The organism is Pedobacter albus (assembly GCF_036324255.1).
Taxonomy (GTDB): domain Bacteria; phylum Bacteroidota; class Bacteroidia; order Sphingobacteriales; family Sphingobacteriaceae; genus Pedobacter; species Pedobacter albus.
The window spans coordinates 414,949-428,823 of sequence record NZ_JAZDQT010000003.1; the positions used below are offsets into that span (position 1 = coordinate 414,949).

Genomic DNA, 13,875 nt, shown 5'->3' on the forward strand with positions numbered 1-13,875 from the left:
ATGAAGATACTTTATGCAATTCAGGGCACTGGTAATGGGCACATTAGCAGGGCAAGGGAAATCGTACCCTTGTTGCAGCAACACGGCGATTTAGACATATTGGTTTCAGGCACGCAAGCCGACGTAAAACTGAGTCAGGAAGTAAAATACCAATTGCATGGTTTCAGTTTTATTTTTGGAAAAAAAGGTGGGGTAGACCATTACAAAACCTGGAAAAACATGAACTTGCCACGTTTTAGAAAAGACATGCGCAAGGTGCCGTTAGCCGATTACAACCTGATTATTAACGATTTTGAGCCGGTTACCGCCTGGGCCTGCAAAATGCAGAAGCTAGAAAGCGTTTCGCTGAGTCATCAGGCTTCATTCAAATCGAAAAAAGTGCCACGTCCCAAAACCATCGATTGGGGCAAAATTATCTTAAGCCATTATGCACCTACTACCCAACATATCGGCTTTCATTTTGAGCGTTACGACGATTTTATCTACACACCGGTAATCAGGAGCGAAATCAGAAACCTGCAGGCCACCAACTTAGGCCATTATACGGTTTACCTGCCTGCCATTGATGATAAACACCTGGTTAAGCTCTTGCAACAAATCCCGAATGTAAGGTGGGAGGTTTTTTCAAAGCATACCAAAATAAGCTATGCCGAGGGAAACGTTTTTGTAGAGCCGGTTAATAACGAGCGTTTTAACAAAAGCATGGCCAGTTGCGAAGGTGTATTTACCGGAGGTGGCTTTGAGGGCCCTGCCGAAGCCCTTTTCTTGGGCAAAAAATTATTGGTAGCGCCCATGAAATTCCAGTACGAACAGCAATGCAATGCCTATGCCTTAAAGGAATTGGGCTTGCCGGTAATTTGGGGCAGCAACAAGAACTGGTTGCCTGTATTAAAGCAGTTTGTAGCACAGCCCCAAGAACACCAGTTTAACTTTCCAGACGAAACGGCAGCTATTATTGACCAAGTGGTGAAGAAATATGCCAGAGGCTAGTTGTAAATAGTCCATAGTCAACGGTCAATGGTTCATAGTTTTTCGCCATAACCATTAACTATGGTCCATGGCTTATTTGCTTCGAGAAGATTTCACGAAATTTTCTTTACTTTGTCCTTATTAACAGGCATGATCAATCAGTTTCGGAGCTTAAGCCCATTCAACCTTTTATTGCTGGCCGCATACACCATTTTTATGCGTTTGGCTATTTTTATTCATTTGCCAGATCCCCTGAGTTTCGAATTTTTGGAGCCCTATGCCAAGTTGCTGATCCAAATTCCGATTACCGATTCGTTTTCGCCGGCCATTAACATCGTTTTGGCCATGGTCATCACTTTTGTCCAAGCCTTGCTTTTTAACCGAATTATCAATAACCATGGCTTGTTGGCCAAACCCAGCTACCTGCCAGCATTGCTGTACGTAACGGGTTCTAGCCTGTTTTTGCAATTTTTGATTTTGAGTCCACCACTCATTTGCAATTTCCTGCTCATTTGGATCATGGACAAGTTCCTGAAGATTGGCAAAACCACCAACGCCATGATGACCATGTTCGACATCGGCATGATCATAGCCTTGGGTACGCTCATCTATTTCCCTTTCATCGTATTGTTGCTCATGTTGTGGCTCAGCCTTTTGCTGTACCGCTCGTTCAACTGGCGCGAATGGATTGCTGGTATTATCGGTTTCCTCACCATCTTTTTCTTCATCGCCGTTTTCTATTACTGGAATGATAAAATCAGCCAGTTTTACCAAATTTGGAAGCCTTTGATCAACAAATTTCCTTCGGCCCTGCAAATCAATTATAACGACTACTTGGTGCTGATTCCTATCGGTGTAATCATCATTTTGGCCACCCTGCAGTTGCGCGAGAACTTTTTCAGGAGCTTTATCAGCACACGCAAGGCTTTCCAAATGTTGTTCTTCATGTTTGTCATCGCCATCATCAGCTTTTATACCAAGCCCGATTTCAGGGTTTACCATTTTTTGCTGTGCGTGCCCCCGGGTGCGGTATTGCTGGCCTACTATTTTTCAAATGCCAAAAAACGCTGGTTCTACGAAAGTTTGTTCGCCGTTTTGGTGTGCAGCATCCAGTATTTTTTGTTTGTTTAACCTTTTTTAACAATTTGAGACCTTGAAACTTGCCAAAGATTGATAGCTTTGTGCCATGAAATTTGGAGTAGTAGCTTTTCTGGTTCAAATTGCGGACAAATCTTTCCAGGCTTGAGCTTATGCATAATCTGGTTATAGATATTGGAAATACAAATAGCAAGCTTGCGGTTTTCGACCACCAAAACATGGTTCATTTCCAAAGGCTAAAAGAACTGGACGAAATTAGCCTGCAAAGCCTAATCGAAACCTACCAGGTAAAAAATGCCACTGTTTCGAGCGTAAGCAGAGATGTAACAGCACTAGGCAACTTTTTGAGTCGGTCTGTTCGCTATACCCCATTTACCACCGCAATCAATACCGGCATCAAAAACCACTACAAAACGCAGCCTACGCTAGGATTAGACAGGTGGGCAAAAGTAATTGCGGCAAAGGGCTTATATGCTGGCACCAATTGTTTGATGATAGACATGGGCACCTGCATTACCTACGATGTACTGACCGCCAACAGCGAATATTTTGGGGGAAGCATCAGTTTGGGCATCAACATGCGGTTTAAGGCGCTGAACCATTATACGGGTAGGTTGCCGCTGATCGACTGGGATAAGGAAGAAATTATTCCGGAAGGCACAGACACCGCCAATGCCATCAAAAGTGGGGTTCTGCTGGGCGTGCTGAACGAAGTAGAAGGATTTATAGCTTCAGAAAATAAGAAATACAACGACCTGAAGGTCATAATAACAGGTGGCGATGCTGATTTTTTGAGTAAACAATTAAAAAATAGCATCTTTGCACCCCAAATAATAAACGAACCCTATTTGGTTCTAAAAGGATTGAATGAAGTTTTTATACACTAATATGTACCAAAAATTAAGATATACATTTGTAGTTTGCCTTTTGCTTACAGGTGCCATTGCAAATGCACAGATTACCCTGCAATCTCCATATTCTAAATTCGGAGTAGGTAACATCAAAGGTTCGTTGCTGCCTCAGCTAAGGGCAATGGGTGGTATTTCTACCGCGGTTAACAAGGTTAATTTTTTCAATAACATTAACATGCAGAACCCGGCCTCGTATGCCTCCATCAATCTGACGACCTTGGATATCGGTATGGCCGCAGGTTTTACCGAATTGAGCAACAGCACGCAAAAAGAGAATAGTTTTAACTCTACTTTGAGCCATGTGGCGCTTGCTTTTCCGGTAACGACAAAATCGGCATTGAGTTTTGGCATCATGCCTTATTCGGAACTGGGCTACAACTTTATCAATTCTACAAAAGTGGGTACCACTACCGATAATACCAAAACCGTTGATTACAGGTATACCGGCGAAGGTGGCTTAACCAAGGCTTATTTGGGCTATGGTATACAGTTTGGCGATCATCTTAGGGTTGGTGCCAATGCCGAGTACCTGTTTGGTAACCTTTTGGAAAACCGTTCTACAGAATATGTAAACGAACCGGGCGCTATTAATTCGCGTTTGCAGGCTAAAAATAGCGTAGGCGGTATCGGTTTTTCTTATGGAGCACAGTATGATATCAGCCTAGATAGCAAAACCTCTATCATGTTGGGCTATTCGGGATCATCATCGTCTAAAATCAATTCGAAAAGAAGCCAGGTAGTTACGCAATATTACAACGATTCACAAGGCAACGAGCAAACAGCTATCGACACTTTGGTGTTTGTAGAAAATGCCCCAACCAACCTTAAAATGCCTTTGGTACACAACTTTGGTATCAGCATTCAGAAGAACAATAAATGGTTGTTTGGTGCCGACTACCGCATAGGCAAATGGTCTAATTTAACCATTGATAACGTGAATCAAGGCCTGCAAGACACTTATGGTTTCTCTGTTGGTGGCCAGATTACGCCAGATATTACCGCCATCAATGGCTATTTTAAAAGGGTTGATTACCGTTTTGGTTTCCAATACGATAAAACCTATATCCAAATGGCTGGACAAGACATTAAGCAAATGGCTGTTACCGTAGGTTTGGGCTTGCCTTTATCATCGTTTGGCCGTACCCTTTATAAAATGAACTTTAGTGCCGAGCTGGGCAAAAGAGGAACCATTAGCAATGGCTTGCTTCAAGAGAAATACATCAATTTCCACTTGGGCTTTACGCTTAACGATAAGTGGTTCAGCAGATTTAGGTTCGACTAAGACAGACTTTGTAGCGTAAATTTTCGTTACAGATGAAAATAATGTAGACTGATGAGAAAGTCGGGTAACCCATTTGGCCTATTGTTGCTTTTTGTGGTGCTGAGCAGCATCATGCTGGCTTGCAACGACGACGATCTGAAGAATGCTACCGCAATCTCTGCCAAAAAGGTTATCCTGAGCAAAGACCGTTCTTATGGCGTAGAAATTATCTATAGCGATTCGGCCAAAGTAAAAGCAAAGGGTTTTGCCCCGATCCTCGATCAAGTTACCCCATCGCAAGGGCCGAAGTACAATGAAATGCCCAAAGGCATCAAAATCAACTTCTTTGACGATTTCTTAAAAAGTACAGGATCTATTACTTCAGATTACGCCATTAACAAGGAAGGCGAAAAAATCACCATTTTTAGGAAACATGTGGTTGTCATCAACGATCAGATTACGTTTACCACCGAAGAGCTGACCTGGGACGAAAACAAGCGCATGTATTTTTCGCCTTTTGGTACGGTTACCACCAAAGATGGCAATGTAGTAACCGGAACGCAGTTTTCGGCCCCTCAGGATTTTAGTACCTATAATATCAAAGACGCCGCCGCCGAAGGGTATCTCAAAGACAAAATAGCCCCTTAGCGTAATGTCATCTGGCTTAATGCGCAATGCAAAATCAAATAAAACCATCATGATTTACTCGGCCATGCAGGGGAAATGATTGAAAAATCGTGATTGCTTTATCACCACTGAAAATCAATAGTTAAACAGATAAAAATTATATTTTCTAATTAGTCGCAAATTTGTATCTTGCGCCCTCTTAAAAAAAATTGATAAAATAAGAATAATATGGGATTAATGACTTTCATGCGTACCAAGATGGGGTATTTTCTAGTAGGAGGTATTGCAGTGGTATTAGCGTTATTTGTATTAGAGCCTTTGTTGCAGCATACTTCGTCTCTTTGGGGAGCTTCGAGAACTTCGGTTGGCTCTATAGACGGCGAGGAGATTAAATATGAAGAATTTAATCCTAAGGTAGAACAAAGCGTTGCACAGTTTAAGCAACAATATGGTGGCAGTATCAACCCGCAGATGCAGGCGATGGCTGTGGACAATGCTTGGCAGGCTGAAGTTGCCAATGTATTGTTAACCAAAGAATATACACGTTTGGGCCTAATCGTTTCGGGTGATGAGCTTTTTGATCTTTTGCAAGGCAAAAACCCAAGTCCGCTGATTAAACAGTATTTCTCAAACCCGCAAACTGGCGAGCTTGACCGTACTGCCGTAATCACTTCGTTAAAAGCACAGCAAAAAGACCCTAAGCTTAAACAGCAATGGGATATGTTGCAAGCTGAAATCGAGAAACAGGCTTTGCAACAAAAATATGCCAACTTGGTTCGCAATTCGGTATACGTAACTTCATTAGAAGCCAACGACGAATACATCAACCGCAACAAGCTGGTTAACTTCAAATATGTAAACTTGGATTACAGCGCCGTTTTGGATAAAGACGTTAAAATTACAGATGCTGATTATCAAGCTTACTACGATGCCAACAAAAAACGTTTCGACAATCCTGTAGAGACCCGTTCTTTCGAATATGTTTCTTTCAGCATTAAGCCAACTGCAACCGATTCGGCAGGAGTTAAGGCTCAAGTAGAAAAATTGGCTGCCGATTTCAAGGTAACGCCTAACGATTCGTTGTTTGCCATCAACAATTCTGACGTAAAAGTTCCTTATGCTTATATCTCTAAAGGAAAATTGGATCCGGCAGTAGATTCGGTAATTTTCAACTATCCAGCAGGAAGCTTCTATGGTCCTAAATTCTCAGGCAATTCATATAAATTGATTAAGGTAATTGGTACACGTTTCTCTCCTGATTCGGTAAAAGCAAGCCATATCCTAATCGACCCGAGCAAAGTAGGTGGCGAAGCCAATGCACTTAAAATGGCCGACTCATTAAAAGCAGTGGTACAAAAAGGCGGAAGCTTTGCCGAATTGGCCAAAAAATACAGTGTAGACGGCTCTAAAGATAAAGGTGGCGATTTGGGTACCTTTGGCCGCAATGCCATGGTAGCTCCATTCGAAGAAGCTGCGTTCGGCGGAAGAACCGGCGACTTGAAAGTAGTGAAAACCCAGTTCGGTGTTCACTTGATCAAGATTGAAAAACAAATCGGTTCTTCAAAAGAGGCCAAATTAGCTTATATCGAAAAAACATTGGCGCCAAGTGCCAAGACCAGAGATATTGCCTATAAAAAAGCATCTAGCTTCTTAAACGAAGTAAAAGGCGATAACTTCAATGCTTTGGCCCAAAAACAAGGTTATACCGTAGGCGTAGCAGACAAGGTGGTTTCTTCTCAAGGTTTCGCACCGGGTTTGGATAATCCTCGTCAGTTGATCAGAGATGCCTACGATGCTAAAAAAGGCGATGTGCTTGGCCAGGTTTACACCATGGACAACGGCTTTGTAGTTGCCCATTTAACAGATATTAAGCCTAAAGGCCAATTGAGCTTGGAAGATGTGAAAAAACAAATCCAGCCAATGGTAATGAATGCCGTTAAAGCCAAAATGTTGACCGAGCAGGCTAACAAAGCTTTGGCAGGTGCTTCAAGCATCGATCAGGTAGCCCAAAAATTAGGTAAAACCGCTACTCCGGTACAAAATATGGTATTTGCAAACCCGATTATTCCAGGTTTGGCCCAAGAAAACAAGGTGGTTGGTACTATTTTCGGTTCGGCAGTAAACAAGCTGTCTAAACCAGTTGATGGCGAAAAAGGCGTGTATGTGTTTACCGTAGAAGGTTTCACTGCTCCTGCACCGCTTGGCAACACCTTTAAGCAAAAAGAAACCATGATGCTAGGCGTAGGCCAGCGCTCTTTGGGCGCCGCTTTCCAGGCATTGCAAGAAAAAAGCGATATAAAAGACAATAGGGTGAAATTCTATTAAGCTGATTTGCGTAATTTTACAACCGTCCCCACTTTAGTCGGGACGGTTTTTTATTTTATAGAGGTTATGGATATTCAGGAAAACATCGTTAATAAAGTGGCTTCAAGTGGTTTGATAACCCTAAATCTTGAAGAATATTTCCACAAAGGAGAACGCTTGGTGTATGATATTAAAGACAATCTGTTTCATGGGCTGATTCTCAAAGAGCAGGATTTTAGGGCCTTTATCAAGGAGCACGACTGGTCGCAGTATCAAGATAAAAACGTGGCTATTATTTGCAGCGCCGATGCCATTGTGCCTACTTGGGCCTATATGTTGTTGGCCAATAAAATGCAGCCCTATGCCAACGAAGTGGTGTTTGGTAGCCTTGACGTGCTTGAGGCCGTGCTTTATACCAAGGCATTGGCCAAAATAGACCTCAATGCCTTTGCCGGACAGCGTGTGGTAATCAAAGGCTGCGCCGACTTGGAAGTGCCTGTGGCCGCTTATGTAGAAATTACGGCATTGCTAACGCCAGTGGCCAAAAGCATTATGTTTGGCGAACCTTGCTCAACAGTGCCAATTTATAAGCGTAAGGATTAATTTTTTTGGATTGCTTTTTGTTTGTTCACCAAATATGAGAAGACTAATAATATGGATAGCTGTTACATTATTTGGCGTACAGGCTTTCGCACAAGAGCTGCCACTTAAGAAAGACCCGATCTTTCAGGAGGGCGAAGTCTTGACCTATAAGCTGAAGTATGGATTTTTAACCGCTGCCGAAGCGACCATTAAAGTGTTGGGTAGCGATGTAAAGTTCGACAATAAGCCTACCTACAGGCTGTCGGTCGACGCGCAGACTTCGGGAACCTTTGATATTTTTTACAAGATCAGGGACCATTACGATTCTTATATCGATAAAACCGACCTTACTCCTTATTTCTATCAGGAAAATATCAGGGAGGCCAGTTACCGCAGGCAAGACAAGGCCAGGTTTCATCAAGACGATAAAAAAGTGGTGGCCAACAAAGGCACGTTCGCCACACCGACCACACAAACGTTCGATTTGGTTTCGGCCTATTATTTTGCCCGTAGCCTGGATATTTCGAAATTGAAAATCGGCGATAAATTTAAGCTCAACTATTTTTTGGGCGACGAAATCAGTGCGCTGGAAATAGAATATGTGGGCAAGGAAAACGTAAAAAGCAAACTGGGCAATATCCGTTGCCTTAAGTTCAGCCCTTCTATTAAGCCGGGGCGTGTTTTTAGAAAAGATAGTAAATTGTACCTTTGGATAACCGACGATGGCAACAGGGTGCCCGTAAAGGCGCAGGTAGAGATTTTGGTAGGCTCTGTAACCCTAGAAATCAAATCGGCCGAAGGCCTGAAATATCCGATAGGAAGTTAAATAAAACGATGATTGAAGTACAAAATGCCTTGGTGCATGAAGATGTGATTAGCGAAAGCTTTGTGTGTAATTTGAATAAATGCAAAGGTATTTGTTGTGTGGAAGGAGATTCTGGCGCTCCGCTAGAAGTTGCAGAAACCGCAATCCTACAAGAAATCTATCCTAAAATCAAGCACTTGTTGGCCGCAAAAGGCATAGAAGCTATCGAGGCACAGGGGACTTATGTAGTAGATGCCGATGGCGACCTAACTACTACCTGTGTAGATGGCAACAAGGAATGCGCCTATGTAACTTTCGAAAACGGTATTACCAAATGCGCTATCGAGAAGGCTTACGAACAAGGCCTGGTAGATTGGAAAAAACCGATTTCTTGCCATTTGTATCCGATCCGGATTACCAAATACCCGGAGTTTGATGTACTGCATTACGATAGGTGGCACATTTGCAGCGACGCGTGTGCCTTTGGCCGTGAGCTCAAAGTACCGGTTTACCAGTTCCTCAAAGAACCTTTAATCAGAAAATATGGCGCCGAATGGTACGCCGAACTAGAAAATAGCGTAACTTCAAAAGACTAACCATACCGAATAAACCAATGAAGGGAATAATTTTAGCAGGAGGAAGTGGCACAAGGCTACATCCTTTAACATTAGCCGTGAGCAAACAGATGATGCCGGTTTATGATAAACCCATGATCTATTACCCTTTGTCTATATTAATGTTAGCTGGAATTAGAGAGATATTGATTATCTCTACGCCGCATGATTTGCCAAATTTTGAGAAACTATTGGGCGATGGTGCAAGTTTGGGTTGCAAATTTAGTTATGCCGTGCAACACGAGCCCAACGGTTTGGCGCAGGCCTTTGTAATTGGCGAAGAATTTATTGGTACAGATAAAGTGGCGCTTATTTTGGGCGACAATATTTTCCATGGCGATGGAATGGCCAAGTTGCTGCAAGCTTCCGCAGATCCTGATGGTGGCGTAGTATTTGCCTATCAGGTGTCAGACCCGGAGCGATATGGTGTGGTCGAATTTGACAAGGAAAACAAAGTAATCTCTATTGAAGAAAAGCCAAAAGAACCCAAGTCAGACTATGCAGTGCCAGGGCTTTATTTTTATGATAACGCTGTGGTAGAAATCGCCAAAAACATCAAGCCATCGGCTAGGGGCGAATACGAAATTACCGATGTCAATAAAGAGTACCTCAAAAGGGGCAAATTAAAAGTAGGCATTTTGAGCAGGGGGACCGCTTGGCTAGATACAGGTACTTTTACCTCTTTGATGCAGGCCGGCCAATTTGTACAGATTATCGAAGAACGCCAAGGCCTGAAAATAGGCTGTATCGAAGAAATCGCCTACAGGATGAATTTCATTAATGCCGATCAACTGAGGCAGATTGCCACGCCATTGGTAAAGAGTGGCTACGGCGAATACCTGTTAAAAATAGTCAAGTAAATAAAATAGACGAGCAGCGAGCAATTCAGTGCGGAATGTATGTTTAAACATTGATTTACAAGTTTATGAATATATTTCCAGTCTATTTAAAAACCATCTAAATGTAAACGTTCTGTAATAAAAGGCAGAAAATATTTGTTATGTTTGCAAGCTTAAAAGTCAAATTTTATAGATGAAAGTTGCATTAATTACTGGAGTAACTGGCCAAGATGGGGCATATCTGGCAGAGTTTTTACTTAAAAAAGGTTATTTCGTTCACGGTATAAAGAGGAGATCGTCTTTATTCAACACAGACCGTATAGATCATCTCTATCAAGATCAACATGAAAACGACGTGCATTTTAAGTTGCATTATGGTGACTTGACTGATTCGACAAATCTTATTCGTATAATACAAGAAACACAGCCCGACGAAATCTATAACCTGGCAGCCATGAGCCATGTACAGGTAAGTTTCGAAATGCCAGAATATACAGCTAATGCTGATGGAATTGGCACATTACGTTTGTTAGAGGCCGTTAGGATACTTGGCTTGACTAAGAAAACCAAAATATATCAGGCATCAACGTCTGAACTTTATGGTTTAGTGCAGGCCGTTCCGCAAAGCGAAACCACGCCATTTTATCCGCGTTCACCTTATGCCGTGGCCAAAATATATGGCTATTGGATTACCGTAAATTATCGTGAAGCCTATGGAATGTTCGCTTGTAACGGTATTTTGTTTAATCACGAAAGCCCTTTAAGAGGCGAGACCTTTGTTACCCGCAAAATTACGCGCGCCGCTTGCAAAATAGCTTTGGGGCTTCAGAACTGTTTATACCTAGGCAATCTTTCTGCCCAACGCGATTGGGGGCATGCTAAAGATTACATCGAGGCGATGTGGCTGATTTTGCAACAAGAACAGCCCGAGGATTTTGTAATTGCTACAGGTATCACCACCACTGTCCGCGATTTTGTAAAGATGAGCTTCGCTGAGCTGGGAATCGAAATTGAATTTTCGGGAAAAGACGAACAAGAAAAGGGCGTAATCATCGATATTGACCAAGAAAAGGTCGAAAAATTAGGTTTAAATTCAGATAACCTGAAACTTGGCACGACGGTTGTGCGAGTGGACCCGAAATATTTTAGGCCAACAGAAGTAGATTTGTTATTGGGCGACCCTACCAAATCAAAAACAAAGCTGGGATGGAGACCAAAATATGATTTGCCAGCATTGGTAAGTGATATGATGATTTCCGATTTGCACCTAATGAAGAAAGATGAGTTCTTAAAAGATGGAGGGTTTACTACCCTTAACTATTTTGAGTAGCTTAAGATATTGATATAAAACATTTATACACAAGAGCTAGATTTAAACCAATGAAGCAAAAAATTACCGTACTATTTCTATTTGCTTTCCTTTTCTTATTTCAACTTGCTGTGCAGGCCCAAAGTACCTATGCAGATACTAAGGTCGACCAACTTTCAGATGCGCAGATCTTGCAGATGATTAAACAAGCAGAGTCGATGGGGTATACTGAAGCACAATTGGAACAGATGGCTACTGCCAGAGGTATGAAAACTGAAGAGATTCAGAAACTGCGGTTGCGTGTAACTAAACTGAAAGGCCAAGGAACGACATCTCAAACAGAAAATAAATCGATTAGCACGGGTAGAGAATACAGTGAAACAACGCAAGGAGGAGATATAACCAATGACAAAAAGGAAAAAGACGAAGAGATAGCACCAAAGGTTTTTGGCTCCGAATTGTTCCGTAATGGAAACATCACTTTTGAACCCAATTTACGTATAGCTACTCCACAGGGATATATCATTGGCCCAGATGACAAACTAATCATTGATCTTACTGGAGATAATGAGGCCAGCTATAACCCACAGGTTAGTCCAGATGGAATTATTAATATTCAGTATGTAGGCAGAATTGCAGTAGGAGGCTTGACTATAGAGCAAGCCACTTCTAAAATTCGTGGTATAATGTCCAAAACCTATGGCGCATTAAATACAGGTCGTACCTCATTAGCGGTGAACTTGGGAAATATTAGGAGTATTAAGGTAATTATGACCGGTCATGTAGTTAGACCTGGTACGTTCACATTGTCTTCTTTATCAACTGTCTATACTGCACTCTATGCTTGCGGTGGACCGTCACAAAATGGCTCTTTCCGTAATATCCAAATTATCAGAAATAATAAAGTCGTTAAAACGATAGATGTATATAGCTTTTTGTTGAAGGGTATACTACAAGATAATATTCGTTTGCAAGATCAAGACGTCATTAATGTGCCAGTGTACGATAAGCGTGTAGAAATGTCGGGAGAAGTGAAACAAGCAGCCTTGTTTGAGGTTGTAAAAAGGGAAACTTTACAGGACATTATTAATTTTGCAGGAGGTTTTACAACATTAGCTTACACAGCTAAGATCAAATCTTTTCAGAACACTGATAAGGAACGTAAAATTACTGATATTGCTTCTTCAGAATTTGCCAATTATATTCCTAAAAACGGCGACAAATATATTGTTGAAGCTATTCTAGATCGGTTCGCCAATCGGGTAGAAATATTAGGAGCTGTATTTAGACCTGGATTTTATGAACTAGAAAAGGGCCTGACTTTAAAGGGCTTGATCCAAAAATCGGATGGTCTTACCGAAGATGCTTTCTTAAACAGAGGCTATATCATGCGTCTGAACGCTGATAATACCCAATCGCTCATTCCATTTGATGTTGCTAAAATAATAGCTGGTGAAACGAAAGACATTAATTTGCAACGCGAAGATAAAATCACCATTTCATCACTCTTCGACCTTCGCGATGAATATAAAGTAAGTATTCAGGGAGAAGTTAGGGCTCCCGGGATTTTCGACTATGCAGACAACATGACTTTGGAATCCGTTATCCAAATGGCCGGTGGCTTTAAGGAAGGGGCAACGCCGAACAGAATTGATGTTTCTAGAAGAGTCAAGAATAGCGATGTGAGTTCTGTGTCGGCTCGTACTGCGGAGGTCTTTACGGTTAATGTAGATCAGAATTTGAAGCTAATAGGAGAGCCTTTTGTACTTAAGCCTTTTGATATAGTGACAGTTAGAAACTCGGAAGGATATGAGATACAGAAACAGGTCAAAATCGAAGGAGAAGTATTATATCCTGGACCATATACCATTACCAAAAAGAATGAAACCATTTCCGACCTAATCAAAAGAGCTGGAGGATTAACTCCTTTGGCTTACGTAGACGGGGCATCGTTAAAGAGACCGGGAGCAAATAAAGTAAATCCGGCTGATAAGAATGCAATCGATCAGACAGAAGAGCAAAAGAGAACAAAAAATAGTTTAAAGAGGCTCCAAGAAAATGGTGTTAAAGATACGGTTGGAACAAAAGTAATTGAAGAAGAACTGATGTCAGACTTAGTTGGGATCAATTTAGAACAGATTATTGGAAAACCGCAATCCAAATACGATCTAATATTAGAGGATGGTGATATTATTCGGATCCCGCGTCAGTTACAGACTGTAAAAGTTACAGGTGAAGTGCTCAATCCTAATAGTATAGTATATATGCCGGGCAAGAGTTTTAAACAATACTTAAACTCCTCTGGTGGTTTAACTTTTAATGCTTATAAAAGAGGAATGCACATCAAGTACGCGAATGGTTCTGTTGAAGCAACAAAGAAATTCCTGTTCTTTAATAACTTTCCTAAAGTAAAACCGGGCGCTGAGATTATTGTACCAAAACGAGCTGAAAGAGAAAGAATAAGCCCTCAAGCGTGGATTGGAATTGGTACGGGATTGGCCTCTCTAGCCGCTATAATAGTAAGCTTGTTGAAATAGTTCTTAATAACGATAGACC

Annotated in this window: 12 protein-coding genes; all 12 read left to right on the forward strand. The window is 41.7% G+C overall.

Going from position 1 to position 13,875, the window contains the following annotated elements; genetic code table 11:
• The 12 genes from VRU48_RS17015 (at position 1) to VRU48_RS17070 (ending at position 13,856) form a co-directional block, all read left to right on the forward strand.
• Positions 1 to 990, forward strand: a complete 990-nt coding sequence (locus VRU48_RS17015; protein WP_330109119.1) for a glycosyltransferase family protein — start codon at positions 1 to 3, stop codon at positions 988 to 990.
• A 129-nt stretch (positions 991 to 1,119) separates the two neighbouring features.
• Entirely contained in the window at positions 1,120 to 2,100 is a 981-nt protein-coding gene (locus VRU48_RS17020) for a DUF6427 family protein (protein ID WP_330109120.1), read from the forward strand.
• Between the two features lie 119 nt (positions 2,101 to 2,219).
• The gene (locus VRU48_RS17025) at positions 2,220 to 2,954 is read left to right on the forward strand and encodes a type III pantothenate kinase (RefSeq protein WP_330109121.1); all 735 of its coding nucleotides are present in this window, start codon (positions 2,220 to 2,222) and stop codon (positions 2,952 to 2,954) included.
• Positions 2,935 to 4,260: a BamG family beta-barrel-assembly machinery protein gene (bamG, locus tag VRU48_RS17030; protein WP_330109122.1), complete on the forward strand. Its 1,326-nt coding sequence runs from the start codon at positions 2,935 to 2,937 to the stop codon at positions 4,258 to 4,260. The genes VRU48_RS17025 and bamG overlap by 20 nt, the downstream gene beginning before the upstream one ends.
• A 51-nt stretch (positions 4,261 to 4,311) precedes the next feature.
• The gene (locus VRU48_RS17035; protein ID WP_330109123.1) at positions 4,312 to 4,887 is read left to right on the forward strand and encodes an LptA/OstA family protein; all 576 of its coding nucleotides are present in this window, start codon (positions 4,312 to 4,314) and stop codon (positions 4,885 to 4,887) included.
• A gap of 207 nt (positions 4,888 to 5,094) precedes the next feature.
• On the forward strand, positions 5,095 to 7,191 hold the full coding sequence (locus VRU48_RS17040) for a peptidylprolyl isomerase (protein WP_330109124.1): 2,097 nt from the start codon (positions 5,095 to 5,097) through the stop codon (positions 7,189 to 7,191).
• Positions 7,192 to 7,257: 66 nt separating this feature from the next.
• Positions 7,258 to 7,773: a DUF2480 family protein gene (locus VRU48_RS17045; RefSeq protein ID WP_330109125.1), complete on the forward strand. Its 516-nt coding sequence runs from the start codon at positions 7,258 to 7,260 to the stop codon at positions 7,771 to 7,773.
• 34 nt (positions 7,774 to 7,807) lie between these two features.
• Positions 7,808 to 8,578 (forward strand): DUF3108 domain-containing protein, encoded by a 771-nt coding sequence (locus tag VRU48_RS17050; RefSeq protein WP_330109126.1) that lies wholly within the window; start codon positions 7,808 to 7,810, stop codon positions 8,576 to 8,578.
• 8 nt (positions 8,579 to 8,586) lie between these two features.
• Entirely contained in the window at positions 8,587 to 9,153 is a 567-nt protein-coding gene (locus VRU48_RS17055; protein WP_330109127.1) for a DUF3109 family protein, read from the forward strand.
• Between the two features lie 17 nt (positions 9,154 to 9,170).
• Positions 9,171 to 10,031, forward strand: coding sequence for a glucose-1-phosphate thymidylyltransferase RfbA (gene rfbA, locus VRU48_RS17060; protein WP_330109128.1), 861 nt, complete (start codon positions 9,171 to 9,173; stop codon positions 10,029 to 10,031).
• Positions 10,032 to 10,203: 172 nt separating this feature from the next.
• Positions 10,204 to 11,340: a GDP-mannose 4,6-dehydratase gene (gene gmd, locus VRU48_RS17065; RefSeq protein WP_330109129.1), complete on the forward strand. Its 1,137-nt coding sequence runs from the start codon at positions 10,204 to 10,206 to the stop codon at positions 11,338 to 11,340.
• Positions 11,341 to 11,390: 50 nt separating this feature from the next.
• Positions 11,391 to 13,856, forward strand: a complete 2,466-nt coding sequence (locus tag VRU48_RS17070; protein WP_330109130.1) for an SLBB domain-containing protein — start codon at positions 11,391 to 11,393, stop codon at positions 13,854 to 13,856.
• Positions 13,857 to 13,875 lie beyond the last annotated feature (19 nt).

What these genes read in the sequence shown, in the direction of transcription:
- VRU48_RS17035 (WP_330109123.1), top strand. Translation starts at nt 4,312, where the DNA reads ATGAGAAAGTCGGGTAACCCATTTGGCCTATTGTTGCTTTTTGTGGTG.
- VRU48_RS17025 (WP_330109121.1), top strand. Translation starts at nt 2,220, where the DNA reads ATGCATAATCTGGTTATAGATATTGGAAATACAAATAGCAAGCTTGCG.
- VRU48_RS17055 (WP_330109127.1), top strand. Translation starts at nt 8,587, where the DNA reads ATGATTGAAGTACAAAATGCCTTGGTGCATGAAGATGTGATTAGCGAA.
- VRU48_RS17045 (WP_330109125.1), top strand. Translation starts at nt 7,258, where the DNA reads ATGGATATTCAGGAAAACATCGTTAATAAAGTGGCTTCAAGTGGTTTG.
- bamG (WP_330109122.1), top strand. Translation starts at nt 2,935, where the DNA reads ATGAAGTTTTTATACACTAATATGTACCAAAAATTAAGATATACATTT.
- VRU48_RS17070 (WP_330109130.1), top strand. Translation starts at nt 11,391, where the DNA reads ATGAAGCAAAAAATTACCGTACTATTTCTATTTGCTTTCCTTTTCTTA.
- VRU48_RS17050 (WP_330109126.1), top strand. Translation starts at nt 7,808, where the DNA reads ATGAGAAGACTAATAATATGGATAGCTGTTACATTATTTGGCGTACAG.
- VRU48_RS17015 (WP_330109119.1), top strand. Translation starts at nt 1, where the DNA reads ATGAAGATACTTTATGCAATTCAGGGCACTGGTAATGGGCACATTAGC.
- gmd (WP_330109129.1), top strand. Translation starts at nt 10,204, where the DNA reads ATGAAAGTTGCATTAATTACTGGAGTAACTGGCCAAGATGGGGCATAT.
- VRU48_RS17020 (WP_330109120.1), top strand. Translation starts at nt 1,120, where the DNA reads ATGATCAATCAGTTTCGGAGCTTAAGCCCATTCAACCTTTTATTGCTG.
- rfbA (WP_330109128.1), top strand. Translation starts at nt 9,171, where the DNA reads ATGAAGGGAATAATTTTAGCAGGAGGAAGTGGCACAAGGCTACATCCT.
- VRU48_RS17040 (WP_330109124.1), top strand. Translation starts at nt 5,095, where the DNA reads ATGGGATTAATGACTTTCATGCGTACCAAGATGGGGTATTTTCTAGTA.